Origin of the sequence: Bradyrhizobium sp. SMVTL-02, assembly GCF_051853005.1 — a bacterium.
Lineage (GTDB): Bacteria > Pseudomonadota > Alphaproteobacteria > Rhizobiales > Xanthobacteraceae > Bradyrhizobium.
On sequence record NZ_CP182469.1, the window covers coordinates 1,592,916 to 1,618,283 of the forward strand.

Here is a 25,368-nt window from a genome sequence, read left to right on the forward strand (position 1 = left end):
CGACTCCTGCCTTGCGATTAGCCCTGGCGGATGTTCCGGGCTCGCCTGTCAAATGAGCTTGCTCCAAAAGCCGCGGATCTTTGACCCTGGGGCCGAGCGCGAACACGTCAGACCCCTCAAGCGCCGGAACGGACGGCTGCCGCGGCGCGGCGGTGCGACCCCGATGAGCTGAAGCGGACTTGGCCGGTACCACTCAAGCGCAAGGAAGTCTCCAGCGCGAACAATTGATTAGAAGAGTCTGCCAGCGATGCCAGATGCTCCGTTCAGCCCACAATCCGAAATCAATGAGGCGCTTCTCACCAGCACCTTGCTCGGACATGGGTTGCCTAGCGAAGCTGAGCATCACTTGTGGGAGGCCAGCCTCTTCTATCATCTCGATGACATTGCCGAAAACCACTTGCGCCAGGCGGAAGCGCTCGCGCCAGGGCACGCGGCAGTCCTGATTGGCCTCTTTCGATTTTATTTCTACAAGGCGCGTCTTGGCGAGGCGCTGCAGGTCGCTCAGCGCTGCATAACTAAGGCGGCGGAGGTGAATAGTCTTTCGTCCGACTGGCGGCTGGTGCGAGCCGGTGACGCGGAGTTCGGCCGACATGAAAGCATTCTGCCGCGCTTCTTTTTATTTTCACTGAAAGGATATGCCTATTTACAAATGCGCCTCGGTCAAATCGAGGAGGGGCGGACAGCTGTTCAAAAGCTTCTTGAGCTCGATCCCAGCGATAAGATTGGTGCCAAGGTTCTCCTGCATGTGCTCGAACGCATGGGGCAATACGATGAGTGGTGACATCGACGAGGCCCGAAATTGGCAGGACGACCCGGTTGATTGTACGTGCTGCGCGCATGTCGATCTGAAGACCTCTGGCCGCTGTCAGCCAAAACAGGCTTGCGTCAACGACCGCTATGCTCAACGGATTGATCGTTTCTTCGACTGGAATCCAGAACTTGCGGACAGCTACCTCGCTCACCCGTATTTTGAGGTGCGCGCGATAGCGGCGAAACTGGCCAGCCTCGTTCTTTTGCCTCCATTACTCGCCGATGAGGATGGAACTGTGCGTTCAAGCGCTGTCCGTCGCCTACCCGGACGCGACGTCCTGCAACTGCGCAATGATCCCTGTGATGAAGTCAGGATGAGGGTCGCAACTCGGCTCGAAGGAGACGAACTACTGCTGATGGCTTCGGATAACTACTATTACGTCCGCCTTGTGGTAGCGCGGCGGATCGCGCCATCGCTGCTCGGCGGTTTGATCCACGATGAGGAAGCCGAGGTTCGCCGTGTGGTAGCACGGCGCATTCCGGAAGAATGGCTGCTTCGCATGGTCGATGACCGTGACGCGTCGGTGCGGCTGACGATAGCCCAACGGCTGTCTGCGCAGTTATTGTCGCTTCTGCGCCACGACCAAGACTGGCGTATCAGGCACGAGGTGGCGAGTCGGATCGCAACCTCTGAGCTCATAGGCCTTATCGATGACCCATACAGCCTAGTGCGGGACGTCGCGCGCTCCCGGCTTGTCCTCGAGGCAGAACGAGGACCGCGGGCATCAGCATGAGCAGTGGGGTTCCTGATAACGACCTGGTCGAGCTGATCAGCGCACCCGCTTTCGACTTCGGCGAGAAGGTGCGGGCCAATCGCACCATCCGCAATGACGGCACATATGCCGGTAAAGAAATCGGCGACGTCCTGGCCAAGAAGGGCGAGGTCGGCTACGTCGTATCCATCGGCACCTTCCTGCAGCAGTTCTACATCTACGGAGTCGAATTCATCGAAAGCGGCAACAGAGTTGGCATGAAGCGCAAGGAGCTCGATCGGGTCGTGACAGGCGGCGAAGGCCTGCTGTCGCGCAAGAGCTAAATCACAATGATCGAAGCCGAACCGCCAAAATATCAGCGAGGCCAGCGCGTTAAGGCGATGTTCGATCTCGTCAATGACGGGTCCTTTTCAGATGCTCCAGCTGAAGGGGTCCTGGTCAGTCTCGGCGCAATCGGCGAGATCGTCCGAGTTCGCCGGCACACTGAGGCGAACCTGCCGATCTATCTCGTCGAGTTCGGTAACAAATTGGTCGTCGGCTGCCTCGAAAGAGAAATCGGCCTGATCGAGGAAGAGGACGCATGATCGTCGACTTAGGCATAAATTCAGCGCGACCGGCGCACCCTAATGAGGTTGATCGCAGGCGAATCGAGCGCGCGCTGAAGTCTAGAGAGCGCTACCGGTATGTTTCAGCGAGTATCACAGCAGTTGGCGGCGGCTACTTGGTCGAAAGCCCATGCTGCTCGCGAAACATCGACTTCCAAGGGGGCCTCATTGAAGTGGCCCTGCTGCACCACGACAGCGCAAGCGCCTGCTGGCAGGTGTTCCGAAAGGATCATAAACAATGCGTCTGGAAGCTGCACTCGACGCACCGGCGCTTGGCAGCGGTTACCGATCTCTTGAATGCGGATCCAGAACGTGAGTTCTGGCAATAAGGAGCCGATCGATGGCTTTGGGGGCAGGTGAAATCGCGAAGATCGAGCAGGAACTCGCGTCATTCGATGATGTATCTCAAGCCTGCGCAGCTTTGCGACAGAGATACCCGCATTTGGCTTGGATCCGCTGCGACTCGTCCGACCTCACCGAAACACCCTTTTGTAGCATCAGGCAATTCGACGTGCATTTACTCGATAGCGCTGATCTTTGTATGCGGATCACGGACGATCCGACGCGCGCGACCGGCATCGTTCTGGCCACGAAGGTGGCCGGGCCGTGACCGGATCGCGCCTCGCGTACTGCGACATTAGAGACGAAGCGCTGGGTTCAAAGGGACTTGGTTGCCTGTTTCCGTTGTCATTACCCTGGCCGAAATCGCGGCAGTCGACCGCGTTTTGCACTCACAAATGCTCTTCAATGGCGCGGTCACCGATACCGAGGGGCACCACCATTGGCCTTCTCGTCGGATGACCGCCGCTGGAGTTGGTTTGGCGCTTGCATGGAGCCGTGCGAGAGCAGGAGTGAACGACCATCATGATGGCTAGACCGGCGATTGAGGCTTTGATCCGCGAAGCGTTTCCGGACGCGGATGTGATTGTGACTGAGGTCGCAGGTACTGGGCGCCATTGCGGGGCACGAATCGTGTCGCAGGTCTTTCTCGGCAAGAGTCGCATCGAACAGCATCAGATGATCTATGACGCGCTAAAGGGAAAGATAACCGACATGGTCCAGGCGCTCGTGCTCGAAACCGCCGTTCCAAAGAGCTACTTGCAAGGAAAGGATCAATGAGCAATTTAACCGAAAAATGCATAAGCACGTTGGTGCTGGAGAGGCCATCACAACGGTTTCGAACCGGCCGATTATCCTGCCGCTCTACGTTAATACGGGAACTCTCGGTGACTGCGAGATTGCTCGTAAGATGCCCAGAGAGGGGAAAGCTCGCCACTTCTGACGATGGTGGAATTATGGTGACAGCAGTATGAGCAGCAATATGAAAGAGTTTGAAATCCCGCAGCTCTACCGCCATCACGTTTTTGCCTGTCATACTGAGCGCCCGCCCGACCATCCACATGGCAGCTGTGGGGCGGCGGGCGGTGGACCGTTGTGGGAGCGGCTGGGCAAAGCGATCGAGACGAGAGGCCTCACCGATGTCGGCTTCACGACAGCTGGCTGTCTCGGCTTCTGCAGCTCCGGTCCACTGATGGTCGTCTATCCTGACGGTGTCTGGTATCGTCCGCGCACCCCGGAAGACATTGACGAGATTGTTGACTCCCATCTGAAAAATGGCCACCGCGTCGACCGCCTCGTGATCGTGCTCACGCGAAGTTAGCAGTCCCACCCGTGTGGTATGAAGGCGACGCCGCTGAGTTGGCGGGGGAGGAGCCCCCCTCTTCGCACCTCAGCGGCGACGGCTTGTTGTGACCGATGCCGCATTGTTCCGCTGTCCAGAAATGCTGCTTTCATTCGGTCTTACAAGGCGGCAACGCCTCTGTACGTGTGCAGCCCTGAAATTCCTGCCTCGCGCTTGCGCCTAGGAGCGACAGTACCGGCTCCCGGTCAAATCCGGCACATTTCAGATTATTGGCCGCGATCAGTGGACGCCGGATCAGCAACCGGTCCTCAAGCATTAAAGTGATCGCGTCCATTGCATTGATCGCCGCCGGGTCAACCGCACCAGATTTCACCCGCGGCGCGACGGGATTGAACCATGAACGAACGGGCAGGTTATTAAAAAAAGGAAGCAGAGTTGGCGCGGTCCAGAGCTCGGTCATCAAGTTCTTTGCAATGACCTGATGACCCGCCGACTCCAGGGCACGAATCTGGCGCGCGTTCGTGCTGCAACCGGGCTTCTCCCAAAACAGAACAGTAGCCATGCCGAAATCCCTATTCCGTTGCGCTGAGCTAGATCAATGGCGCTGTTATCCATCCTTTTGCGGACGCGCCAGGTTTGCGGTCATTACCACCGCTGTTATGTCCCACTGGGATCATCGCGTCGTGTTTGTCTAGGCGATCAAAAATGAGACATCTTCGACACTCGGCGAATTGACCGATTGGGCCAAGTCTGGCCGCTTTTCAGCCGAGAGCGCCAAGGAGCGCGATACGGGGCTGAGCGAGTTGGCGGCGCTAAACTTGGCTTGAGATGCCAAACTGCAATGCCGCGCGCGTTGATCTTGTGCCCGGCGACGACGAGGCGCACCGCCGGTCAACTGCTTTGGTTGCCTCGAGACCGATCTGCATGTTGCCGTTTCCTATAATCCTCGCTGGACAGGCAAGTTTTGTTCCGCATTAAGGTTTGGTTCGCATCAGAATTCCACCTTATGCGATCGGCTTTGTCCTGCTTCTACCTTCTACGGGATCAGCCGGTCGGCGGCGCCTGGCCGCCCGGAACTCGACGGTTCTTTGAGCGCGATCAGCATCTAACTGACGCGCCGCGAATGGCACGCCAGTTGCAAACCGGATGCTGCAGCATCGAGTGAGGGCTTGGCATACCGGCGCCTCTGCCGAAACCTCGCGAGCTAGGCCGGCATCGAAGCTGAGAGCTTAACGCGATGGAGTTGTTGGTGAGTGTAGAAGATAGGCCAATCGGTGCGATGTCAGCTCCGTCAGGCTGCTTCCGCGTGGACGGACGGCAGGCCGGAATTGAATTCTACAACGTTCTAACTGGCTGCGATCCGGCGGACGCTGACGTAAGAGACGACCGAGAGTTTGACCGGCATGTGCTCGCCTCCGTCCTTAGTGCCGCTGTGATGGACGGCGGACCACTCCCCGACCGAGCGGGCCTGACCGCGGAGGACCTCAACGAACTGCTCGCGCAATGTTTCTCATCGCCGCGCGTATGCACTGTCGTTTCAATGGAAAATGCCGGTTCAACCAGCGATGAGGAGATCATGGTGCGTGACCTTCTGCTTGCACAGCGATCGACGGAAGGCGAGATCAGCCGCTGGTTGGCGGCCATGATCGCACGGCGAGCGATGGAGCCGAATCATTTGTGGGAAGATCTCGGATTGCGCGAGCGGCCCGAGTTATCGCGCCTATTGGCGCGCCACTTTGCGCCGTTGGCAGCGCAAAATACCAAAAACATGCGCTGGAAGCGTTTCTTTTATCGCAGATTGTGCGAGGACGATGGATTGGTCATGTGCACGACGCCTGTGTGTACGCAATGCAATGATTTCAATGACTGTTTCGGTGAGGAGGGGGGCGAGAGCCGGATGGCGCAGCGCCGCCGCGACTATCTGCGCGGAGTCGAAGTCATGTCGCAGCCGCTATCAATTCGCAAGGGCGAGTGATTATGGACGGGCTCGCCAACAATCTCGAAGGAGCCCGGAAGGCTGCACAGCCTGAACTCGCGCGACGGCATTGCGCCGGATATTCGGCAAAATCGTGCATGCACCGACTGCGTGAGGCGGGTATGCGGCCGACGCGCCGGCGCGTACAGCTGGCTCAGTTACTCTTCGCAAGGGGCCACCGCCACGTCACCGCCGAAATGCTCTTCAATGAGGCGATCGAAGCCCACATCGAAGTCGCGGTGGCGACGGTATACAACACACTAAGCCAGTTCACGCAAGCTGGCTTGTTGCGCCGAATCATGCCCAACCGTTCAAGATCGTTTTTTGATACTGACACCCGCATACATCCGCATTTCTATCTCGTCGGCGAGGACACCTTGATCGATATCCCCGAAAAGCTTCTGTTCGAGCAGGTGCCGCGGGCCTTACCGGGGTATGAGATTTCACGGCTCGACATCATCGTCCACATCCGCCGTAGGGGCCCGGACATCTGATGCGTCGAACCCGGTACATTGTCGGATTTGCGACCTAGCAGTTGCTGCCCCTAAGTACTTCAATTGCAGGAGTTCTGCGTCATCCATCCCGCTGGCACAGCCGTTGCTCACGATAGAGCGGGGAGGCGGAATCTGCGCATGGCTTTTGGAACGACCGTATCTGGCAGGTTGCAGACAAGACAGATAGTCCTAAACGACACTACGTTGCGCGACGGTGAGCAGGCTCCTGGCGTGGCCTTCACTACAGCGGAAAAGCTATCCATTGCACGTGTACTAGCAAAGGCCGGGATCACTGAGATTGAGGCCGGCACGCCGGCGATGGGCCATGAAGAAGTAAGCGCGATCCGCGCAATTGTCGAAGCCGGCTTGGCCGCGACAATCATTGGCTGGTGCAGGCTGAAAACGTCAGATGTCGACGCCGCAATCGATTCCGGCGTCACCATGGTGAATGTCTCGGTTCCATCCTCCGACCTGCAACTAGCTGCCAAGCTCGGCATCGGTCGAGGAGCCGTGCTCGAGCAGTTGAAGCGGGTCGCGGGCTACGCTCGCGGCAGGGGGCTCGATGTTGCAGTCGGAGGCGAAGACTCCTCGCGAGCAGATGCCGACTTCCTGGTCGAGCTGATCGCTGCGGCAAAAAGTGCTGGCGCCCGACGCTTTCGTGTCGCCGATACGCTCAGCGTGCTCGATCCCGATGCAAGCTTTGCGTTGGTATCGGAGCTGTGTGCAACCACCGATCTCGAGATCGAATTCCACGGCCACGACGATCTGGGCCTCGCGACGGCTAACACGCTCGCTGCCATCAAGGCCGGCGCAACTCATGCCTCAGTTACCGTGATCGGTCTCGGCGAGCGTGCTGGCAATGCGCCGCTAGAAGAAATCGCTGTCGCGCTTAAACAGCTGTATGGATGTGATACAGGCGTCGTGCTTTCGGAACTCGAGAATGTTGCGGCCCTCGTCGCGGGGGCCGCCGCCCGCACCATTCCGCTCAATAAGGCGATCGTCGGCGAGCATGTCTTTACCCACGAATCCGGCATCCATGTCGATGGTCTGCGGAAGGATCAGCGCAGCTATCAGGCACTCGATCCACGACTGCTCGGTCGCTCAAACCGCTTTGTGATCGGTAAACACTCAGGGCTCTCTGCGATCACCGCGCTGCTGTCCGAATTACAGCTTTCGGTCAGCGACGAGGATATTAGGACGATCCTTGCGCGCGTCCGGAGGCATGCCGTCGAGCACAAGGGCGGGGTTGCGCCCGAGACTCTTATGACGATCTGGCGCGAGGTTCGCGAGCGCTCGATGCTCAACGGAACGTAAGGTCGGCATGTCCCAAAATCCGCCATCAGTTCTTGAGGTAAGCCAGCACGCCAGGTTATTCGTCTTGATGACGAGCATGCTGGCCATACCCGGCATTGCGCAATGCTAGATATGCGGAGGAAAACGATGGCAAGCGGAATCCTGTTTCAATTGAACAAGGCCGCTGCGGCCGAAGAGTTTTTTGAACTTCTGGGTGTCAAGTACGATCCTAAGATCGTCAATGTGGCGCGGCTCCACATCCTGCGGCGCATGGGGCAGTATCTCGCAGACGAAGACTTGACTGCTGCAACCGATGCGGAAGTCGCAGAACGTTGTAAAGCCGTGCTGGAACGGGCCTACGCCGATTTCGTGACCTCCTCTCCAATCGATCAACGTGTGTTCAAAGTCCTCAAGGATGCTGTTGTACCACGGCCGAAGAAAAGGCCCCTCGTGCAATTGGACGACTTGAAGTGACGGCACTTTACCTCACCTCGCGTTCGTTCGCTGCTTCCTCCCTTCATCCCGGGAGGGCAGGCATGCGGAGCGCGGGAGCCCAGATTCGATCAAAAGGTGTTGTGGTTGCGAACATTCGGTTTGCGACATCATGCTGAGACTTCTTGTCGTGAATAAGTTCGGCTGCGACGACCATCGGAATGGTTCTGGTCCTCTGTTCGATTTCCGACGCGTGGCGGGCTTATCTTTGTCAGGCATCGGGCCGCTGTCGGACGAAGGGCGTGCCGCAGATTTAGTAAGTCTTTGTATTAACGCGAATGCGATTGCGCGCTCGGTTGGTACGACACTTGCTGTATCGCAGCAAAGCCTTGGAGAAGCGCATGCACATCGTAGTCTGCACTAAGCAAGTTCCTGTTTTCGCGCAGATGCGAGTGCACCGTGTGAACAAGATTGTCACGCGACAGACGGTAAGGCCCAACCTCCAAGACCCGTTTGCACTGGAATGCGGTCTCTGTCGCTCGGCGTCAGTGCCGCATGCCTATTTGGGCCTCGGTCACGCAGCAAGGCTTTTCTAATCGAAGTTCGGCAAGCAACCCGGCCGCGGCGCTTAGAGGGGTGATTGATCCTCGCTGGCCAGAGGAACTCGAAAGCCGGTCTCGGGTGTTGGCGCGTGGCTAGTACAGCAAGGAAAACCGATACATGAGCACCACCTCCAAAAGCCGCGCTCCGGCTGCTGCTTCTGGCCGCGCCGCTACCAAAAAGGAGTTGCCCGAGCGCTTTAAGGCCTACAAGCACGTCTGGGTCTTCATAGAGCAGGAACGCGGAATCGTGCACCCGGTGTCGTGGGAACTCATGGGGGCCGGCCGTAGGCTTGCCGACAAGCTCAAGGTGGATCTCGCGGCAGTCATCATCGGACCAGAAGGCGAGGCGACACAGCAGGCGGTTGCCGAGTCTTTCTGTTATGGTGCTAACCTCGTTTACATGGTCTCCGATAATCTGTTATCCGACTATCGCAACGAATCCTACACGAAGGCTCTGACCGACCTCGTTAACGGCTACAAGCCGGAGATCTTGCTCTTGGGCGCCACTACGCTCGGCCGGGATCTCGCAGGCTCCGTCGCAACCACGCTGCTCACGGGACTTACTGCGGATTGCACGGAGCTCGACGTCGACGCCGACGGATCGCTCGCTGCGACGCGACCTACCTTCGGTGGCTCTCTACTCTGCACGATCTATACGCTGAACTTCCGTCCCCAGATGGCGACCGTCCGCCCACGCGTGATGCCGATGCCAAAGCGCATCGCGCGCCCGGCCGGTCGCATTATCACGCACTCACTCGGTCTGGTCGAACACGACATCGTCACAAAAGTTCTCGATTTCCTGCCCGACCGCAACTCAGCAAAATCCAACCTCGCTTATGCAGACGCTGTCGTAGCGGGCGGCCTTGGGCTCGGATCAGCCGAGAATTTTCAGCTGGTACATCAACTGGCGACCGCGCTTGGTGCCGAATACGGCAGTTCGCGGCCACTGGTGCAGAAGGGCTGGGTCACCTCCGATCGCCAAATTGGTCAGACGGGCAAGACGATCCGACCAAAACTCTATATCGCCGCCGGCATCTCGGGAGCGATCCAGCACCGAGTTGGCGTCGAGGGGGCCGATCTTATTGTTGCTATCAACACTGATAAGAACGCGCCAATTTTTGACTTTGCTCATATAGGCATTGTTACCGATGCCATTCATTTCTTGCCGCCCCTCATCGCTGCCTTCCGCGAGCGGCTGTCGCCGCATTCCCGCGATCGGATAGCAGGTTAAAGGAGTAAGACCATGATCGAGGAAAAATTCGATGCCATCGTGGTTGGCGCAGGCATGGCCGGCAATGCGGCCGCGCTCACCATGGCCGAGGGTGGCATGAAGGTGCTGCAGCTCGAACGCGGTGAGTATTCGGGCTCTAAGAATGTGCAGGGGGCGATCCTCTATGCCGACATGCTCGAGAAGCTGGTCCCCAATTTCCGTGAAGACGCTCCGCTTGAGCGACACTTGGTCGAGCAGCGCTTCTGGATGATGGATGACCGCTCGCACACCGGCTTGCATTACCGATCCGAGGATTTCAACGAGGAGAAACCGAACCGTTACACCATTATCCGAGCCCAGTTCGACAAATGGTTTTCGCAGAAGGTTCGCGAAGCCGGGGTCACAGTATTATGCGAGACCACGGTCACCGACCTTGCACGAGGCGCTTCTGGCAAGGTCATCGGCGTCAAGACCGATCGCCGCGATGGGGAGATCCACGGCGAGGTCGTTGTGTTGGCGGAGGGCGTGAACGGGATGCTCGGTACGCGGGCTGGCCTGCGTGAGCGACCGAAGCCCGAGAAGGTTGCGCTTGCAGTTAAGGAAATGCACTTCTTGCCGCGCGAGACCATTGAGGCGCGTTTCAATCTCAGGGGTGACGAAGGCGTAGTGATTGAGGCCGTAGGCACCATTTCTCGCGGCATGACCGGCATGGGCTTCATTTACGCCAACAAGGAATGCATCTCACTGGGTATCGGCTGCCTAGTCGCCGATTTCCAGCGCACCGGCGAGACGCCTTACGGCCTGCTCGATCGTTTCAAGCGTCATCCTTCGGTCGCCCCATTGATAGAAGGCTCGGAGGTGAAAGAATACTCCGCGCATCTTATTCCAGAGGGAGGCTTCAAAGCGATACCGCAACTCTACGGCAAGGGCTGGGTAGTGATCGGCGACGCCGCTCAACTTAACAACACAATTCATCGGGAAGGATCAAACCTCGCGATGACCTCGGGCCGGATCGCGGCGGAAGCAATTCTTAAGATTAAGTCGCGGAATCAACCGATGATCCCGCAGAACCTCTCGCTGTACAAGAAGAAGCTCGATGAGTCCTTCGTGATCAAGGATCTAAGGAAGTACAAGGATATGCCGGCGCTGATGCACACTCACTCGCAAAACTTCTTCCTGACCTATCCGCAGCTCGTCTCCAAGGCTATGCAGAATTTTCTGCGTGTCGATGGCACGCCTAAGATCGACAAGGAAAAGCTCACACTCAAGTTGTTCACAAACGCGCGCTCGCGGAGCGGCCTGTTTGGCGACGCCTTCCGCCTTGTGCGCGCATGGCGATGAATGGAAGAACGGGATTTCAGAAACGGAGACCTAATTATGTCAATCGAGCTATCCACGCGTGTCGAGGACAAGCTTTTCAACAACCGCTATCTCGTCGATACCGGCCGCCCCCATATCAAGGTGCGCCCCCATGCCAAACCATCGCCGCAGCTTTTGTCAATGCTGAAGGCTTGCCCCGCGCGTTGCTATGAGCTCAGCGAAGATGGCCAGGTTGAGGCTACCGTCGATGGCTGCATCGAATGCGGTACTTGCCGAATAATCTGCGAGGAGAGCGGCGACATTGAATGGAGCTATCCTCGAGGCGGCTACGGCGTGCTGTTCAAGTTCGGCTAAGGAAAAATGAAGGGTGTCAGGTCGAGATCGGCAAAATCCGATCGAATGCGCAGAGGCGTGAAACTGTCCGAAGAATGAGCCTGATCGGGGTTTGGCGAACAGCAGACCCCGGCCCACCATTAGAGCAGAGCATTTAGATCGCCGTAGAGGATTTCGATGAGGACCGAACATCTCGCCTCCTATGTTCTAAGGGGTGGGGAAGAGGGGCGGGCACGTCTTGCAGTACTCGCCCGCGTGCTGGCGGAGCCGACACGCTTGCTGCTCGATGGATCCGAACCGCTCGACGGGTGCACGGCCATCGATGCAGGTTGCGGAGGTGGGGATGTCACGTTCGATTTGGCAGATAGGGTTGGCAGTGCCGGTCGAGTCGTAGGTTTAGATCTCGACGAAGACAACATCCTCCTGGCGCGGACGGAAGCTAAACGCCGTGGTATCCAAAATGTGGAATTCTGCCGCGCAAACATCACGCATCATTGGCCGGTGCGCGGGGTGTCACTGGTGACCGTGCGGTTCGTGCTTACCCATCTCGCCAATCCGGCCGATGCGCTCGAGCAAGCATACGAGTCTCTTCGACCTGGAGGTGTGGTTGTCGTGCAGGATATCGACTGTGACGGCGAGTTCTGCGATCCGCCATTGGCAGCATTTCGTCGCAAAGGCGAGCTCTTCATTGAAGCTGTTCGCCGGCGAGGTGGAGATCCCTTAATTGGCCGCAAACTCGTCGGGCTCCTCGAAGCCGCCGGTTTTTCTGACGTTGATTCCTCAATGGTTCAGCCATACGGTCGCAGCGGTGACGTCAAACGGGTTCCATTGCTGACTTTCACCGCATTTCGAGAGGCGCTCATTCAACTAGGACTTACCAGCGTCCAGGAGGTCGGGGCAATTACGGCTGAGCTCGAAGCCTTCCTCGACCGGTCTGATACGACTGTCGGCCTGCCGCGTATCTTCCAAGCCTGGGGACGGAGGCAGTGAAGGTTCAGTTTGTTGCTTGGCATTTCGAGCTTGACTCAAAATTATCTGAGAACGCATGACGATGGTTCGTCAACCCGTGACGCGTACTGCTGGACCGCCGCCGAGCTCACGACGAGGGATCAGCAGCGAAAACAGGCACTGCGAACATCACGTCAGGGGGCTCTTACCACCAGCGCATTGGCACAAATTGAAGCACGCCAGGACGAAAGCGTGAAGAGGATGATGAACAAGGATTTTGCTGCCCTGCGCACTCACCGTAACCGCATCCATCGATATCGCCGTTTACTAAAAGCCAAGCCAAATGGGCCCGAGCGCCAGTATCTCGAGCGACGTTTGGGCGAGGAGCGTTGTGCTTTCGATGCCTTGATGGCCTGTAGTTTTCCGCTAGTGTTCGAAATGCCACATGTGGATGACCGAGAGTCGTCTATTTCAGCGGCGTCGGAGAGCGCTATCCTGTGACCAAAGTCGCCAAGGCCGCGGCCACCTCAATGCCGTTGTCTTCTGCGGCGCTTGTCATTTGTCGAAGGCCAGACATTGTGACGTTCACGAGCTGTTCGTCTTAGCGAGCTGGGTACCCGCGGCAAGCTAACTTACGACCTCATAGATGTCTGAGTGTAGCTTACGGCGCCTCACAGGCAATTGGAGATGCTGCAGTGATACGGGCGCCGAGATACGGGAGCCCAACTGTACGGGAATTGGCGGTTTTGTGCCTCAAGAAGCAGTATGCCGAGCTACGGCTGAAGCGGCTGCAAGCGTCGCCGCTCCCCAAGAGTCTCGCCTCCTAGCCATTCTGTGTCGAAATGGTCGACCCGGCAGTGATAAGTGCCTGACGTGAGTCGGCGGTCATCGCTTCGCGAATAAGAGGATAATCCCATCCGGAGAGGGGTTGAATCGGACGTTGCGTCAAGTTGTACATGGGGTGCGAGAAACGCGTTTCAGAAGACGTAACCAAAATGACACGAACCTTCCTTGCTACTATACTGTGTTCCGCATTGGGCTTGATCGAAATGGGCGGAGTCGCGCTCGCTGGCACAATCGGACGCTACGACTGCACCATAGTCGCTTCAAGTCGATATCCAGTGGGTGATCGCAATGAACACGACGTTATCAGCTTCCAATATACGTGCACTGGGGTTGATGGGATATTCAAAGAAGCCGTAGTGACAGCAATCTCTGTCGTTGAGCTTGATAACGAGGAGGGAAACTTTTTGGCTTCGTTCAGTCTTCACCGCTCGCCCGACGGTTTTGCAGCCGAGCAGCTTTTGGAAGGAATTGGGGATATCGTCCTGGAGGACGACAAAGCCGTTGGAGTCGAGGCCTACGGTAAGACCTCGTTTAAATTCGCATCGGGGACCTTGGACTGTCTCACAGACAAGACGGTCAACTTCAAAGCAAAGCCAGCTGGTTTTGGCCAATTCAAGCTTGAGTTTACCGACTGATTGTTCGTCGACTGAAGCCCTCAGTGCTCAGCGCAAAGTAGGTGGCAAACCGTTGACCAACTGGACCGTCGCCCCGACGCTTCAGGGTGCAGAGTTGCTATAGGACAAATGCTTCCCGCTCTTAAAAAGAGAGCCGCAGCGGCTTAGTGGTATATGTGACATCCATGTTCCTCGCATTGATCTGCTGAGATATGCATACCTAGGACTGAGGCGACAATTGTCCAAGGTTGTTCCGCGACACGGCTCATGTGTAGCAGTTCAGAGTAAGCTATCGACCCACAGTTCATTCTGTGCGCGTCACGAGGGAAGCGAATGTATGGCCTGCTCTGCTGCAATGTGCCGATTTGCGCGCCCTTTAGCATCAAGGTGGCCACGACTGTGTGTAGGTCTACGACGATCGCATTCAACCAGCTCGTCGATTGCAGCAAAGCGGGAGTCGTGCTCTGCCCCTACGAACCGGGTGCCCTTGGCGCGACCGCTGGGGCTCAATTCGTTTAAAGGAAAGAAATTCTGTAGCCTGAGGCGCTTTTCTCGGTGTGCTGTGTAAGGAGCTATGCAGGATTTTGGGTGACGAGGCGATCAGGCGGCGTGGTTTGCCGGCATGTGGATGACCTCGATGCCGTCGTTGAATCTGACACCTGCGATGAGCTTCGGCAACTGATTTGTGCCTTTGAGCCGCCGCCACTTTTTTGATGCGGCGATAACCAGCTTGAACACCATCAGCCTGGCGGTCGTTGAGGACAGCGATCCTTTCGTTCGCACGGTTCTGTGTCGCACGGTCGCGAACACGCTTTCGATGGGGTTGGTCGTGCGCAAGTGATCCCAATGCTCGGCAGGAAAGTCGTAGAAGGCCAGCAGCGCGTCGCGGTCCTTTGCGAGGCATTCGACCGCCCGGCCGTACTTGGTGCGGTATTTCTCGGCGAAGACGTCGATCGCCACTTCGGCGGCCGCCCGGTTTGGCGCCCAATAGACTTCGCGCAGGTCCTTCTTCATGTTGGCCTGCACCGAGAGCGGGACCTTGTCCAGGACGTTGACGGTCTTGTGCACCCAGCAGCGCTGGTGCCGCGTGCCGGGAAACACCTCGTCAAGCGCCTTCCAGAAGCCGAGCGCGCCGTCACCAACGGCAATTTCCGGGGCGATTTGCAACCCGCGTTGCTTCACGTCGATCAGGAGCTCACGCCAGCTCTGCGCGCTCTCCCGGACACCGACCTGAAAGCCGATCAACTCCTTCTTGCCTTCCGGCGTCGCGCCGATCAGCACCAGCATGCACTCGCCGTGGTCTTCCATGCGTGCCTGCAGGAAGACGCCATCGGCCCACACATACACGTACCGCCGCGCCGAGAGATCGCGCTTCTGCCAACGCTCATACTCGCCCTGCCATTCGGCCGTCAGCCGGGAAATCACCGCCGGCGACAGGTTCGGCGCGTCCTTACCCAGCAGGGCCGTCAGCGCCTCCTGGAAATCGCCCGTCGAGATGCCACGCAGGTACAACACCGGCAACAGCGCATCCAGGCTCCTGGTCCGCCGCGCCCATAGTGGCAGAATCGCCGAGCTGAAGCGGATCCGCTCGCCATCGCCGGCTGCACCGCGGTCCCGGATCTTCGCCCGTGCGACCTCGACCGGTCCGATGCCGGTCGCAATCGTTCGAGCCGGGCCGTAACCATGCCGCACGACACGGGCGCGCCCGTCGGCAAGCTTCAAATCTTTCACCGTGGCAAGAAACGTCTCGACTTCGATCTCCACGGCCTGCGCCAGAAGCTGCCGAGCACCAGCTCGCAAAATATTGGTCAGTGGATCGTCGATCTCGTCGGGCTGACGAAGGGCAACAATATTGCTAGTCTCGTTCATGGCGTATCGCTCTCCTTGAGAGGTTCTGGCAGGCTCGACACCCGCCTCGATACGCCGCCTATCTCATTCCGTCATCACCCAGCTTCACGCATAGCTCCTGTGTAAGCGCTACTCGCTCCTGCGCGTCGAGCAAACCGAAATCGAGCCAGAGCTGCAGGTCTCAATCTTCAGCAAGTAGCTGAACAAGCCCTCTGGGTCGCATTAATAAACCCACTATGCGTCATTATCATCCGGCGAGGCACCGCCATGCCAGAACGGTGAGCCGGTCCAAGCACGCGTGGTTAGGCGAGAACCGTACCGACCGCTTTGTTCAGTGTCGTGCGTCCGATTCCGACCATAGGCGCCGATGTCAGGAGTGACCGAATTGTCGCGAGATTGACATTGTGCCTGAAAGGCAACACGCGGGTTCGCGTATCTCACTGGCCCAAATCCTGCACCGCACAAAACCGCGACGGCTGAAGCTTACGAAACGGAGGCCCGTTTTGAGACTTTGCGTATCGAAGCGACGGTGCGGATGTGACTCTACCACTGACGAAAAATGGCGGCAATTTCCCCCAAAGTCCGCAGGTCGCAAAGCTGATAGCCGCGATAAGTTCAGCCGAAGCCTCGATGACCTCGTTCAAGATCAATTGGTCGGAGATCTGGCTCGCGCAAGGTCTCATTTGCGAGCTGAAGGCCGTCGATTCGAGCTTGATCCCTTGCTAGCGGGCGCACCGAGTTGGCGGCGCCGATCATACCGCGCGCGGTAATGCGACTGTGGCTGGATCGGGAGGCATCGGTGGGGGATCAATTGGATTTGGCATCATTCAAACTGCATCCCGAGCGGGAAGCTGTCCTCGGCGAAGTGCATGCGCGGCCGTTTACCGGTCTAGTTTCGTCGCTCGGCATGGTGCGTTTTGTATTTCTCGCGAAGGGCGACGATGCTGCAAGCGATCGCCGCCGGTTCATCGACTTCTGTCGGGAGCACAAGGTAACCCCGCCCGAGCCGTCCGCGAAACATCATCAGATCCGGTTCGGGCCGGTGGTGCTACGCTGGGAGCAGCATTCAGAATTTGCGACCTTCACTTGGATCTGGAGCACCACGAACAGTCCAGCCGCTCGTCAATTCGGCGATGTCCATAACTCCGTTCAATCACTAGTCCGGGCACTGTCGCAGGCTGGAGAATTGCTCGTCGCGATCAAGCTAGAGGCAGAGCGGGGCACTTGTCCGGCCGAGCGCGCAGAGCAGCTTTTTGATAAGAGTAGCCTGGCAATGGTCAACGTCAAAGGTGGGGCCGGCGTTGTGGCCTCCGACTTTCGCGCTGATGATAAGGGTTTCACCAGAATCCTGGTCTATGATCGCGGATTGACGCCGCACGATCTCGGCGCGCTGGTACAGCGTCTGTTAGAAATCGAGACCTACCGCTCCCTAGCGTTGCTTGGTCTTTCGACCGCGCTGGAGCTTGCGCCATCGGTTGATCGAATCGATCACCGTCTCGTCGAGGTGCTCGAGGAGATGCAGGGCGCCGAAGGGCTAAAAGTCAACAACCATCTCCTTGAGGAGCTGACAGTGCTGGCAGTCTCTTTCGAAAAGGACGTGGCCGGCAGCTTGTTCCGTTTTGGTGCCAGCAGGGCGTACAACGAGCTGGTCCAATCGCGATTGTCGATCATTGAAGGCGAGGGCGTGGCGGATTATCCGACTTGGTCAGCTTTTCTCGCGCGCCGTATGGCGCCTGCTATACGAACCTGCGCAACGATGGAGGAACGTCAGGCGAATCTATCGGACAAACTGGCACGCGCCGCGGATCTGTTGCGAACACGAGTAGACGTTGAAATCGAGCAACAGAATCGCGACCTTTTGCGCTCGATAAACGAACGAACGAGGCAACAGCTTCGCCTTCAGTCGACGGTCGAGGGATTGTCAGTCGGGGCAATCGGATATTATGTGGTCAGCCTATTTGCCTATCTTGCCAAAGGCGCTCAGGATGTCGGACTTCACGTGGAGCCCACGTCCGTAACCGCGGCTTTCGTGCCGATCGCCGTCGGCGTGATTTGGCTGGTCAGTTACAATGTTCGCAAACGGCATCTCAGGCCTGACGACGCATCGTCCAGGGCTGGCGAGTAGGTTTTCTTGAGACAACATCGTTGGGGCGTCGTCCCGAGGAAAAGGCGGCAACAGCAATGTTGTGTGGCCTGCTCGTGCGTACGGGCCGTATTGTCGTGAACACAACAGGCGCGCTGCTTTCGCCGGGCCGAGCGCGTGGCCGATACTACTCAAACCATAACGCCGAACAGCACTGCGACAACCAACCAAGATGTACGTCGCAATGGTTTTTTCTCAAGGAGACGTCTTGGCATTAGGACTCAATGCATGCAACTTTGCTCTCTTCCGAGCTTCATCCTGATAAGGGCTGCTTGCCTAAATGATGCCTCCCTGTGGCACATTGCTTGCTCAGCCAAACCCAACATCACCAGGCCCCCCATGGTGGTGTTGGGGCGGACTCGACGCATCCCAGGTCCAGGCGTCGGGGCCGCCCCGCTGTGCCTTGGAGCAGGCCGAGACGCACGTGCTGCACAACTCGGGCAGGGAACTTCGTTTCGCTGCGCTGTATTGGATTCCGGCCCGTTAGGATGGTCTAAATCGGACTTTACGCGACATTGAGCGCAGCGTGCTCGTCTGAGCATGCTCAGCCTCGTCAGTTGTCACACCAGATGCGTTGCCCGCAGCGACTGCCTGCCGAGGCGATCCCCGCGCGTGCGGGGAATTCTTGTCCGTTCGCATAAGCACCGGGACCATCCCGCGTCTGCGGGGAACTCGTCTGGCAGTTTCTGCTTTCCAACGCCTTCTTTACCAAACAAAGTGGCTCATCGCGGTAATGGTTTCAAGAGCAGCATGCCATAGCCAAAAGCGCGGTGGCGCCCGACGCCCCTGGCGAGTAACGCCTTGAAAGCGACCGAATCGCTGAATTCGATTTCGTCGTCGGCGGCGCTCTCCGTCTGGTAACGGCGCATAGCGGACCGCGGTGCGGAACGTTTTGCTGTCGCCAACTGTAGCTTAGCCCGGTCCTTTAGCGCGTAAAGCCATTGGCGTCGCGCTGCTCGCTTTGCGGTGCTATTCTAAGCCGTGAGTTCATCGAATAGCGATTCGAAGAAATCTCCCTCAACGCTGCGATCGAACGCGACAAGAAAAGGCGAGATCTCGGCTTCGCACGCAGTATGAGCGACTTTCTGATTATCGAGTGTGCCTTGGAACAGGACAAGTAGCGCCGTCTTCAAGACTCTGACCCGCATGGTCGCTGCATCCTGGACACGCTCCTTAGCCAAGCTTGTCGCTAACGTGTTGGCCCGTGCTCCGAAAAAGGCCAACGCAGAGGCGGGTAGAGGAATGCGACGTTCGTAGAAGCCAGAGTCCCCCCTTGTTCGCGGGCCGTTACCGTCAGTACGAAAGTGTGGCCTCCCATGCCGTCCTCCGGTCGCCACCGCTGGAGAGGGGGGCTTTGTATTTCTGATGATCGAGCAGGTCGGCCACGCGCTTATAGTTAAATCCAGCGCCATCAACCGCGAGCGCCTTCTTAACAGCGCGTCGCTGGTCGATGGGCGTCCAGGGATCTCCGGTCATCCATTTGTGTCCTTAGGAAACGCGATCCGCGCAGCTTTACTTCTTGCGCGAAGTGCAACGATGGAACCATCTTGTCGGACGAGTCTTACTCGCCGGCACACTTCAACATAGAACGGGTCTAGCTGCTTTGGTACAATCGGCGAGACTCGATCCCAAGGTTCTATCCACACAAGGTCGATACCGTTCACATCGGCAAACCACGGATTGTCGTTTAGAACGTCACTGCGTTCTTGTAAGAGGCGCCGGAGATCACGTTTCACACGCGCGCCAAGCCCTCCATTTGGAGCAAGACCAACCGAGGCACGTGAAGCATAACCGCCATTCATACGATTGATCCCGTAGTTTCCTGCGCCAAGATATCCTTGCATCGTCTGCAATGTCAGCAATGCATAGAACCAATGTTCGGGCCTAGCGATTGCCATCCGCTGTGCCTTGACGTCGTGATTTTTCGAAGTGGCGAGTATGTCAAGCGCGTCAGGAGTTTCGCTACGCTGCCTTAGGATATCGAGCGTTCCTTCCGGAACTGAGGGTTGTAGAAGGCCCGGCTTTGAAATGTCTTCGACCACTAAGCTCCAGGGCTCATCGCTGGTAAACGTCTCAGTGAGGCCACGCAGTAAGCGCGCCCAAACAGAAGTTTCAAGTACTGGGGTGTCGATCTTCGCTTTCAGGTGTGCAAGTGCGCCCACTTGCACGAGGAATGCATGCAAGGCCTGTCGTTGATGAGGTCGAACAGCGGGCATGTCCTCGACAACGTCTCTCATTAACGCGGAATAGAGCGATGGCAGCGAAAGATGCGCTGGTCCCCTGTCGATCGTTGTCGTGAGAAGCGGCTCTTCTAGGCAGTTCAGGGGCATCGAGAAGTTTCACTTGGGCTCGAACAAAGAGTGCACGCCGATGATGGGATGGAGACAGAAGTGAATCTATCGCCGCAGGGCGTGAATGGTTCGGCAGTCCAGACTTCGAATGCAAAATTGGTGGTCTGGTTCCAGAATCATTGCTGTTAAAAACAAAGCCCTTCGAGACGTCCAGAATCCGAGATGTTTTCGTGTGTTACCGCGGCGATTTTTGCATGCCCGAGAACTGTCGCTATTGCGACGTCCAACGTGTGCCATTGAACATGTTCATACAATCTGACGCTGCTTGCGATTCAAGCCAAAAGCGTAACGCGACTAAATGTTCAAATTCCATGGGACGATACGATCCAACTTCCACTGACCTCTTGATGCTGCGCCGCGGACGATACAATTCGGCGAGAACTGCTTTCGCCTGCGAATCGGTTTTCTGTTCGTGCGCTGTGATTTGATCGGTTCAAGAGTCTAACAAATTGGAATCTCTCCTGTTGTGGGCGCACGGAGCCCCTGGCCTGCTTCTTGCTCTTCCCGTCGTCGATATCTCATCAATCGGAACAGTCGGTAGGGAGCCTCATGGCCGCGGCGACGGAAACGTTTTATAGCGTGATCAGACGGCAGGGCATCACCCGTCGAAACTTCCATAAATTCTGCAGCCTGACGGCGACGAGCCTTGGGCTTGGGCCTCTAGCGGCGAGCCGCATTGCAAACGCGCTTGAAACAAAGCCGCGCATACCGGTGATCTGGATGCATGGCCTTGAATGTACCTGCTGCTCGGAGAGCTTCATCCGCTCAGCCCATCCCCTGGTGAAGGATACGATGCTGTCCATGATCTCGCTCGATTATGACGACACCATCATGGCCGCTGCTGGCCATCAGGCGGAAGCGATCCTCGAAGAGACCCGAGCCAAATACAAGGGTCAGTATCTTCTAGCGGTGGAGGGCAATCCGCCGTTGAACGAGGACGGCATGTTCTGCATCCAGAGCGGCAAGCCGTTTGTAGAGAAGTTGAGGATGATGGCCGAGGATGCGATGGCCATCATTGCCTGGGGCTCCTGCGCTTCATGGGGGTGCGTTCAAGCCGCGGCGCCCAATCCGACCCAGGCAACGCCCATTGACAAAGTCATCACCAGCAAGCCCATCATCAAGGTACCGGGCTGCCCGCCGATCGCGGAAGTGATGACGGGCGTGGTGACCTTCATTACCACCTTTGGCAAGCCCCCCGAGCTCGACCGGCAGGGTCGGCCAAAAATGTTCTACTCGCAGCGGATCCACGATAAATGCTACCGGCGAGCACATTTTGACGCAGGTCAGTTCGTCGAGGAATGGGATGATGAGGCGGCGCACAAAGGATATTGCCTCTACAAGATTGGCTGCAAGGGGCCGACCACATACAACGCCTGTTCGTCAGTGCGCTGGAACGGCGGTATCTCTTTTCCGATCCAGTCGGGCCACGGCTGCATCGGCTGCTCAGAAGATGGCTTCTGGGACAAGGGCTCGTTCTACGACCGCCTGACCAACATCAAGCAACACGGAATTGAGAAGAATGCCGACCAGATCGGCATGACAGCGGCGGGCGCGGTCGGCGCAGTAGTCGCGGCACATGCGACGGTGACGGCGCTGAAGCGCTTCGCCGGCAAACGCAAGGCTGTAACCCGAGGCCACTGAGGGTTCTGAGGTAAGAAAAGAGTGGGCCTCCGAACATCGAAAGGCGTCATGCCTAGCAATTCTGGCAAGCGTATTGTCGTCGATCCGCTGACCCGGATCGAAGGTCACATGCGGGTCGAGGTCAATGTCGACTCCGACAACGTGATCCGCAATGCAGTCTCCTCGGGCACGATGTGGCGGGGCATTGAGATCATTCTGAAGGGGCGCGATCCGCGCGATGCCTGGGCCTTCACCGAGCGGATCTGCGGTGTTTGTACCGGAACGCATGCGCTCACTTCGGTCCGTGCGGTCGAGAACGCGCTAAGCATCTCCATTCCGGACAATGCCAACTCAATCCGAAACATCATGCAGCTCTGTCTCCAGGTGCACGATCATCTGGTCCATTTCTATCACCTGCATGCGCTGGACTGGGTTGATGTGGTCGCGGCACTGAAGGCCGATCCAAAGGCGACCTCGGCGCTGGCGCAATCGATCTCGTCCTGGCCGTTGTCCTCTCCCGGCTATTTCAAGGACCTCCTAATCCGGTTGACGAAGTTCGTCGAGTCCGGTCAGCTAGGACCATTCAAAAACGGCTATTGGGGCCACGTCGCCTACAAGCTGCCGCCCGAAGCGAACTTGATGGTGGTCGCGCATTATTTGGAGGCGCTCGATTTTCAGAAGGACATCGTCAAGATTCACGCCGTGTATGGCGGCAAGAACCCCCATCCGAACTGGCTGGTTGGCGGCGTGGCCTGCGCGATCAATATCGATGGCACCGGTGCGGTGGGCGCCATCAACATGGAGCGGCTGAACCTCGTCTCCTCTGTCATTGATCGTTGCATTGAGTTCACCGAAAAGGTCTATCTGCCCGACATCGTTGCGATCGGCTCCTATTATAAGGACTGGCTCTATGGCGGCGGGCTCTCTGGCAGAAGCGTGATGGCCTATGGCGACATTCCGGAGGATGCCAACGACTATTCTGCAAAGAACCTGAAACTTCCGCATGGCGTGATCATCAACGGCAATCTCAACGAGGTACTGCCCGTCGACCATTCCGATCCCGAGCAGATACAGGAGTTCGTCACTCATTCCTGGTACAAATATTCTGACGAATCTAGGGGCCGGCATCCCTGGGACGGCATCACCGAACCCAATTACGTGCTCGGTCCAAATGCCAGGGGCACCAAGACCGACATCAAGGAGCTCGACGAAGGCGGCAAGTATTCCTGGATCAAGGCTCCGCGATGGCGCGGAAATGCAGTCGAGGTCGGGCCACTGGCCCGCTACATCATCGGCTGCGCGCAGAGCAAGCCGGAATTCAAGGAACCGACCGAAAAGCTGCTCAAGACGCTAGGCCTACCGTTCTCCGCATTCTTTTCGACGCTCGGCCGCACCGCGGCACGCGCGCTGGAATGCGAATGGGCGGCGCACCAGATGCGCTACTTTCAAGATAAGCTGGTCGCGCGCATCAAAGCCGGCGACTCCTCGACGGTTAATACCGACAAGTGGAAGCCGCAGAGCTGGCCGAAGGAGGCCAAGGGCTACGGCTTCACCGAGGCGCCTCGTGGCGCGCTCGCGCACTGGATCAAGATCAAGGAGACTAAGATCGACAACTACCAGTGTGTGGTGCCGACCACCTGGAATGGGTCGCCAAGGGATGCCAAGGGCAACGGCGGCGCCTTCGAAGCGTCGCTCATGGACACTCCGATGGCGAATCCGGAACAGCCGCTCGAGATCCTCCGCACGATCCACTCCTTCGATCCCTGCCTTGCATGCTCGACCCACGTGATGAGCCCGGATGGCCCGGAAATGGCGACCGTCAAGGTTAGGTAATGGGGGAGGAATGGTATGATTGATGTAGTCGCGCATCCGGCAGAAACCGAGCCGGCCCCCGTCCCGATCGCGATCGATGCCGCCGGCGAACACGCCGCCGCTCGGCCGACCGTCTATGTCTACGAAGCGCCGGTGCGGATCTGCCATTGGGTGAATGCGTTGTCGATCCTGGTGCTTATTGTGAGTGGTTATCTGATCGGCACACCGCTGCCGACGGTAGCAGCGTCCGGCAACTTCGTGATGGGCTACATCAGGTGTGCCCATCTCGCGGCGGCGCAGGTGCTCGCGGTATTCTTTCTTGCGCGCATCCTGTGGGCCTTCGCCGGCAACTACCGCTCCCGGCAGATATTCTACGTTCCGGTGCATCGAAAGCAGTTCTGGAAAGGAGTGCTGCACGAGATCCGCTGGTACGCCTTCCTCGAGCGCGAGCCGAAGATGTATGCCGGACACAATCCGCTGGCGCAGACCGCAATTTTCACTGGCTTCACGTTGGTCGTGGCGTTCATGATTGTCACAGGCTTTGCTCTCTATTCGGAAGGCGTCGGGAGCGACAGCTGGCAGCACCAGCTGTTTGGCCAAGTGTTCGCGATCTGGCCCAACAGCCAGGATGTGCACACTTGGCACCATCTGGGCATGTGGGCGCTGATAATATTCTTGATCTTCCACATTTATGCCGTCGTTCGCGAAGACGTCATGTCGCGACAGAGCATCATCTCCTCGATGATCTCGGGTGCGCGTCAGTGCCAGGACCCGGAGGGGAGCAGGCTTATGCCGTCGTGTTTACAGCCAAATCGTGTGCTGGTGCTCGGTATCGGTAATATTCTTTGGGCAGATGAAGGCTTTGGGGTGCGAGCGGTGGAAGAATTCCATCGCCGCTATGTCGTGCCCCATAACGTCATCATCCTCGACGGGGGCACGCAGGGGCTCCAGCTTGTGAATTATTTTCAAGAATCGGACTGCGTGCTCGTATTCGATGCGATCGATTATGGCCTGGAGCCTGGACAGTTGAAGCTACTGCGCGACGAGGACGTGCCGCGCTTCAAAGGTGCTAGAAAGATGAGCCTGCACCATACCGGTTTTCAGGAAGTTATCGGTGCGTGTGACCTGCTCGGACATTGCCCGAAACACCTCGTGTTAATCGGCTGCCAGCCGCTTGATCTCGAGGACTGGGGCGGGCCTCTGACGCCGGGCGTGCGTCATCAGATCGGTCCTGCGGTCGAGCTTGCCAGGTCCATTTTAGCAGCCTGGGGCGTGCAGGTGACGCCACGCGGCACACCGTTACGAGAATCCGAGGGGCTGCTCGCCAATGGTATCGATCACCTGCATTACGAAATGAGAGCGCGGTCCTGATGACCAGCGAGGGTCGGAGACATGTCGGATGTGTCTTGGTTTGCCAATGACGATTATCGAGACCGACGGCATCTCTGCGCTCTGCGAGTTTCGCGGTAAACAGCGACGTGTCTCGATGCTGTTGCTCTCCGGTCCGTCTCTCCACAGCAAGGTGCTCGTCCACGTCGACACTGCGATCCGCTTCTTGGATGATGAGGAAGCGCAACTAATTGGCAACGCTATTGAAGGCATCAGCGCAGCGCTCAACGGCGAAGATTGCGAGCGCTTCTTCGCCGACCTAATCGACTGCGAGCCGACGTTGCCTGAGCATCTCTGGCTCGACGAATGCCTGTGGTCTCCTTCCACATCCCATGACAAACCGCGTGACAAGCACCGGTGAGACTACC

At 57.7% G+C, this 25,368-nt stretch carries 28 protein-coding genes and 1 pseudogene; 24 read left to right on the forward strand and 5 right to left on the reverse strand.

Features of this window, described 5'->3' with window-relative positions:
• The first annotated feature begins 247 nt into the window (after positions 1 to 247).
• From ACNJYB_RS07515 to ACNJYB_RS07550, 8 genes are all read left to right on the forward strand, one after another.
• Entirely contained in the window at positions 248 to 781 is a 534-nt protein-coding gene (locus tag ACNJYB_RS07515) for a hypothetical protein (RefSeq protein WP_439373369.1), read from the forward strand.
• Positions 771 to 1,544, forward strand: a complete 774-nt coding sequence (locus ACNJYB_RS07520) for a 4Fe4S-binding leucine-rich repeat protein (protein ID WP_439373370.1) — start codon at positions 771 to 773, stop codon at positions 1,542 to 1,544. The genes ACNJYB_RS07515 and ACNJYB_RS07520 overlap by 11 nt, the downstream gene beginning before the upstream one ends.
• Positions 1,541 to 1,846: a nitrogen fixation protein NifZ gene (locus ACNJYB_RS07525; RefSeq protein ID WP_439373371.1), complete on the forward strand. Its 306-nt coding sequence runs from the start codon at positions 1,541 to 1,543 to the stop codon at positions 1,844 to 1,846. The genes ACNJYB_RS07520 and ACNJYB_RS07525 overlap by 4 nt, the downstream gene beginning before the upstream one ends.
• Positions 1,847 to 1,852: 6 nt before the next feature.
• Complete coding sequence (locus ACNJYB_RS07530; protein ID WP_439373372.1) at positions 1,853 to 2,107, forward strand: nitrogen fixation protein NifZ; 255 nt, start codon at positions 1,853 to 1,855, stop codon at positions 2,105 to 2,107.
• Positions 2,104 to 2,457 (forward strand): DUF3024 domain-containing protein, encoded by a 354-nt coding sequence (locus ACNJYB_RS07535; RefSeq protein WP_439373373.1) that lies wholly within the window; start codon positions 2,104 to 2,106, stop codon positions 2,455 to 2,457. Before ACNJYB_RS07530 ends, ACNJYB_RS07535 begins: the two co-directional genes overlap by 4 nt.
• Before the next feature lie 11 nt (positions 2,458 to 2,468).
• Positions 2,469 to 2,738, forward strand: coding sequence for a hypothetical protein (locus ACNJYB_RS07540; protein WP_439373374.1), 270 nt, complete (start codon positions 2,469 to 2,471; stop codon positions 2,736 to 2,738).
• Between the two features lie 251 nt (positions 2,739 to 2,989).
• Positions 2,990 to 3,247 carry a BolA/IbaG family iron-sulfur metabolism protein gene (locus ACNJYB_RS07545; protein WP_439375495.1) on the forward strand — a complete coding sequence of 86 codons (258 nt, stop codon included), beginning with the start codon at positions 2,990 to 2,992 and terminating at the stop codon, positions 3,245 to 3,247.
• A 190-nt stretch (positions 3,248 to 3,437) separates the two neighbouring features.
• Positions 3,438 to 3,788, forward strand: a complete 351-nt coding sequence (locus ACNJYB_RS07550) for a (2Fe-2S) ferredoxin domain-containing protein (protein ID WP_439373375.1) — start codon at positions 3,438 to 3,440, stop codon at positions 3,786 to 3,788.
• 130 nt (positions 3,789 to 3,918) lie between these two features.
• Here the strand turns inward: ACNJYB_RS07550 and ACNJYB_RS07555 are convergent, their stop codons facing one another.
• Entirely contained in the window at positions 3,919 to 4,332 is a 414-nt protein-coding gene (locus tag ACNJYB_RS07555) for an ArsC/Spx/MgsR family protein (protein ID WP_439373376.1), read from the reverse strand.
• Between the two features lie 717 nt (positions 4,333 to 5,049).
• Between ACNJYB_RS07555 and ACNJYB_RS07560 the strand changes: the two genes are divergently transcribed.
• From ACNJYB_RS07560 to ACNJYB_RS07605, 10 genes are all read left to right on the forward strand, one after another.
• A complete protein-coding gene (locus ACNJYB_RS07560) occupies positions 5,050 to 5,745 on the forward strand; it encodes a nitrogen fixation protein NifQ (protein WP_439375496.1) in 696 nt (231 codons plus the stop codon).
• A 2-nt stretch (positions 5,746 to 5,747) separates the two neighbouring features.
• Positions 5,748 to 6,239 (forward strand): iron response transcriptional regulator IrrA, encoded by a 492-nt coding sequence (gene irrA, locus ACNJYB_RS07565; protein ID WP_439373377.1) that lies wholly within the window; start codon positions 5,748 to 5,750, stop codon positions 6,237 to 6,239.
• Positions 6,240 to 6,377: 138 nt separating this feature from the next.
• Positions 6,378 to 7,553 (forward strand): homocitrate synthase, encoded by a 1,176-nt coding sequence (nifV, locus tag ACNJYB_RS07570; RefSeq protein ID WP_439373378.1) that lies wholly within the window; start codon positions 6,378 to 6,380, stop codon positions 7,551 to 7,553.
• Positions 7,554 to 7,679: 126 nt separating this feature from the next.
• On the forward strand, positions 7,680 to 8,006 hold the full coding sequence (gene nifW / locus ACNJYB_RS07575; protein ID WP_439373379.1) for a nitrogenase stabilizing/protective protein NifW: 327 nt from the start codon (positions 7,680 to 7,682) through the stop codon (positions 8,004 to 8,006).
• A 678-nt stretch (positions 8,007 to 8,684) separates the two neighbouring features.
• The gene (locus ACNJYB_RS07580; RefSeq protein ID WP_439373380.1) at positions 8,685 to 9,797 is read left to right on the forward strand and encodes an electron transfer flavoprotein subunit alpha/FixB family protein; all 1,113 of its coding nucleotides are present in this window, start codon (positions 8,685 to 8,687) and stop codon (positions 9,795 to 9,797) included.
• A 12-nt stretch (positions 9,798 to 9,809) separates the two neighbouring features.
• Entirely contained in the window at positions 9,810 to 11,117 is a 1,308-nt protein-coding gene (locus ACNJYB_RS07585) for an FAD-dependent oxidoreductase (RefSeq protein WP_439373381.1), read from the forward strand.
• 36 nt (positions 11,118 to 11,153) lie between these two features.
• On the forward strand, positions 11,154 to 11,450 hold the full coding sequence (locus ACNJYB_RS07590) for a ferredoxin family protein (protein ID WP_439373382.1): 297 nt from the start codon (positions 11,154 to 11,156) through the stop codon (positions 11,448 to 11,450).
• 156 nt (positions 11,451 to 11,606) lie between these two features.
• On the forward strand, positions 11,607 to 12,419 hold the full coding sequence (locus tag ACNJYB_RS07595) for a class I SAM-dependent methyltransferase (protein ID WP_439373383.1): 813 nt from the start codon (positions 11,607 to 11,609) through the stop codon (positions 12,417 to 12,419).
• Between the two features lie 9 nt (positions 12,420 to 12,428).
• On the forward strand, positions 12,429 to 12,878 hold the full coding sequence (locus ACNJYB_RS07600) for a hypothetical protein (RefSeq protein ID WP_439373384.1): 450 nt from the start codon (positions 12,429 to 12,431) through the stop codon (positions 12,876 to 12,878).
• 494 nt (positions 12,879 to 13,372) lie between these two features.
• Positions 13,373 to 13,858, forward strand: coding sequence for a hypothetical protein (locus ACNJYB_RS07605; protein WP_439373385.1), 486 nt, complete (start codon positions 13,373 to 13,375; stop codon positions 13,856 to 13,858).
• Positions 13,859 to 14,437: 579 nt separating this feature from the next.
• Here ACNJYB_RS07605 and ACNJYB_RS07610 read toward each other — a convergent pair.
• Positions 14,438 to 15,706 (reverse strand): IS256 family transposase, encoded by a 1,269-nt coding sequence (locus ACNJYB_RS07610; protein WP_439370872.1) that lies wholly within the window; start codon positions 15,704 to 15,706, stop codon positions 14,438 to 14,440.
• A 748-nt stretch (positions 15,707 to 16,454) separates the two neighbouring features.
• Here ACNJYB_RS07610 and ACNJYB_RS07615 point away from each other — a divergent pair.
• Positions 16,455 to 17,810 carry a DUF3422 family protein gene (locus tag ACNJYB_RS07615; protein WP_439375497.1) on the forward strand — a complete coding sequence of 452 codons (1,356 nt, stop codon included), beginning with the start codon at positions 16,455 to 16,457 and terminating at the stop codon, positions 17,808 to 17,810.
• A 740-nt stretch (positions 17,811 to 18,550) separates the two neighbouring features.
• Here ACNJYB_RS07615 and ACNJYB_RS07620 read toward each other — a convergent pair.
• From ACNJYB_RS07620 to casA, 3 genes are all read right to left on the reverse strand, one after another.
• The gene (locus ACNJYB_RS07620) at positions 18,551 to 18,697 is read right to left on the reverse strand and encodes a type I-E CRISPR-associated protein Cas6/Cse3/CasE (RefSeq protein WP_439373386.1); all 147 of its coding nucleotides are present in this window, start codon (positions 18,695 to 18,697) and stop codon (positions 18,551 to 18,553) included.
• Positions 18,698 to 19,121: 424 nt separating this feature from the next.
• Positions 19,122 to 19,304 (reverse strand): hypothetical protein, encoded by a 183-nt coding sequence (locus ACNJYB_RS07625; protein ID WP_439373387.1) that lies wholly within the window; start codon positions 19,302 to 19,304, stop codon positions 19,122 to 19,124.
• Positions 19,301 to 20,158, reverse strand: a complete 858-nt coding sequence (gene casA / locus ACNJYB_RS07630; protein WP_439373388.1) for a type I-E CRISPR-associated protein Cse1/CasA — start codon at positions 20,156 to 20,158, stop codon at positions 19,301 to 19,303. Before casA ends, ACNJYB_RS07625 begins: the two co-directional genes overlap by 4 nt.
• A gap of 570 nt (positions 20,159 to 20,728) precedes the next feature.
• Here casA and ACNJYB_RS07635 point away from each other — a divergent pair.
• From ACNJYB_RS07635 to ACNJYB_RS07655, 5 genes and pseudogenes are all read left to right on the forward strand, one after another.
• Positions 20,729 to 21,820, forward strand: coding sequence for a hydrogenase small subunit (locus ACNJYB_RS07635; RefSeq protein WP_439373389.1), 1,092 nt, complete (start codon positions 20,729 to 20,731; stop codon positions 21,818 to 21,820).
• A gap of 48 nt (positions 21,821 to 21,868) precedes the next feature.
• Entirely contained in the window at positions 21,869 to 23,632 is a 1,764-nt protein-coding gene (locus ACNJYB_RS07640; protein WP_439373390.1) for a nickel-dependent hydrogenase large subunit, read from the forward strand.
• A 15-nt stretch (positions 23,633 to 23,647) separates the two neighbouring features.
• Positions 23,648 to 24,382: pseudogene (gene cybH, locus ACNJYB_RS07645) on the forward strand (Ni/Fe-hydrogenase, b-type cytochrome subunit); the annotation flags it as partial.
• 18 nt (positions 24,383 to 24,400) lie between these two features.
• Positions 24,401 to 24,982, forward strand: a complete 582-nt coding sequence (locus ACNJYB_RS07650; RefSeq protein ID WP_439375498.1) for a HyaD/HybD family hydrogenase maturation endopeptidase — start codon at positions 24,401 to 24,403, stop codon at positions 24,980 to 24,982.
• A gap of 28 nt (positions 24,983 to 25,010) precedes the next feature.
• Positions 25,011 to 25,361 (forward strand): HypC/HybG/HupF family hydrogenase formation chaperone, encoded by a 351-nt coding sequence (locus ACNJYB_RS07655; RefSeq protein WP_439373391.1) that lies wholly within the window; start codon positions 25,011 to 25,013, stop codon positions 25,359 to 25,361.
• Positions 25,362 to 25,368: the final 7 nt, after the last annotated feature.

Coding starts and splice junctions, on each gene's coding strand:
- ACNJYB_RS07515 (WP_439373369.1), top strand. CDS start 248: ATGCCAGATGCTCCGTTCAGCCCACAATCCGAAATCAATGAGGCGCTT.
- ACNJYB_RS07520 (WP_439373370.1), top strand. CDS start 771: ATGAGTGGTGACATCGACGAGGCCCGAAATTGGCAGGACGACCCGGTT.
- ACNJYB_RS07525 (WP_439373371.1), top strand. CDS start 1,541: ATGAGCAGTGGGGTTCCTGATAACGACCTGGTCGAGCTGATCAGCGCA.
- ACNJYB_RS07530 (WP_439373372.1), top strand. CDS start 1,853: ATGATCGAAGCCGAACCGCCAAAATATCAGCGAGGCCAGCGCGTTAAG.
- ACNJYB_RS07535 (WP_439373373.1), top strand. CDS start 2,104: ATGATCGTCGACTTAGGCATAAATTCAGCGCGACCGGCGCACCCTAAT.
- ACNJYB_RS07540 (WP_439373374.1), top strand. CDS start 2,469: ATGGCTTTGGGGGCAGGTGAAATCGCGAAGATCGAGCAGGAACTCGCG.
- ACNJYB_RS07550 (WP_439373375.1), top strand. CDS start 3,438: ATGAGCAGCAATATGAAAGAGTTTGAAATCCCGCAGCTCTACCGCCAT.
- ACNJYB_RS07555 (WP_439373376.1), bottom strand. CDS start 4,332: ATGGCTACTGTTCTGTTTTGGGAGAAGCCCGGTTGCAGCACGAACGCG.
- ACNJYB_RS07560 (WP_439375496.1), top strand. CDS start 5,050: ATGTCAGCTCCGTCAGGCTGCTTCCGCGTGGACGGACGGCAGGCCGGA.
- irrA (WP_439373377.1), top strand. CDS start 5,748: ATGGACGGGCTCGCCAACAATCTCGAAGGAGCCCGGAAGGCTGCACAG.
- nifV (WP_439373378.1), top strand. CDS start 6,378: ATGGCTTTTGGAACGACCGTATCTGGCAGGTTGCAGACAAGACAGATA.
- nifW (WP_439373379.1), top strand. CDS start 7,680: ATGGCAAGCGGAATCCTGTTTCAATTGAACAAGGCCGCTGCGGCCGAA.
- ACNJYB_RS07580 (WP_439373380.1), top strand. CDS start 8,685: ATGAGCACCACCTCCAAAAGCCGCGCTCCGGCTGCTGCTTCTGGCCGC.
- ACNJYB_RS07585 (WP_439373381.1), top strand. CDS start 9,810: ATGATCGAGGAAAAATTCGATGCCATCGTGGTTGGCGCAGGCATGGCC.
- ACNJYB_RS07590 (WP_439373382.1), top strand. CDS start 11,154: ATGTCAATCGAGCTATCCACGCGTGTCGAGGACAAGCTTTTCAACAAC.
- ACNJYB_RS07595 (WP_439373383.1), top strand. CDS start 11,607: ATGAGGACCGAACATCTCGCCTCCTATGTTCTAAGGGGTGGGGAAGAG.
- ACNJYB_RS07605 (WP_439373385.1), top strand. CDS start 13,373: ATGACACGAACCTTCCTTGCTACTATACTGTGTTCCGCATTGGGCTTG.
- ACNJYB_RS07610 (WP_439370872.1), bottom strand. CDS start 15,706: ATGAACGAGACTAGCAATATTGTTGCCCTTCGTCAGCCCGACGAGATC.
- ACNJYB_RS07615 (WP_439375497.1), top strand. CDS start 16,455: ATGCGACTGTGGCTGGATCGGGAGGCATCGGTGGGGGATCAATTGGAT.
- ACNJYB_RS07620 (WP_439373386.1), bottom strand. CDS start 18,697: ATGCGCCGTTACCAGACGGAGAGCGCCGCCGACGACGAAATCGAATTC.
- ACNJYB_RS07625 (WP_439373387.1), bottom strand. CDS start 19,304: ATGACCGGAGATCCCTGGACGCCCATCGACCAGCGACGCGCTGTTAAG.
- casA (WP_439373388.1), bottom strand. CDS start 20,158: ATGCCCCTGAACTGCCTAGAAGAGCCGCTTCTCACGACAACGATCGAC.
- ACNJYB_RS07635 (WP_439373389.1), top strand. CDS start 20,729: ATGGCCGCGGCGACGGAAACGTTTTATAGCGTGATCAGACGGCAGGGC.
- ACNJYB_RS07640 (WP_439373390.1), top strand. CDS start 21,869: ATGCCTAGCAATTCTGGCAAGCGTATTGTCGTCGATCCGCTGACCCGG.
- ACNJYB_RS07650 (WP_439375498.1), top strand. CDS start 24,401: ATGCCGTCGTGTTTACAGCCAAATCGTGTGCTGGTGCTCGGTATCGGT.
- ACNJYB_RS07655 (WP_439373391.1), top strand. CDS start 25,011: ATGTGTCTTGGTTTGCCAATGACGATTATCGAGACCGACGGCATCTCT.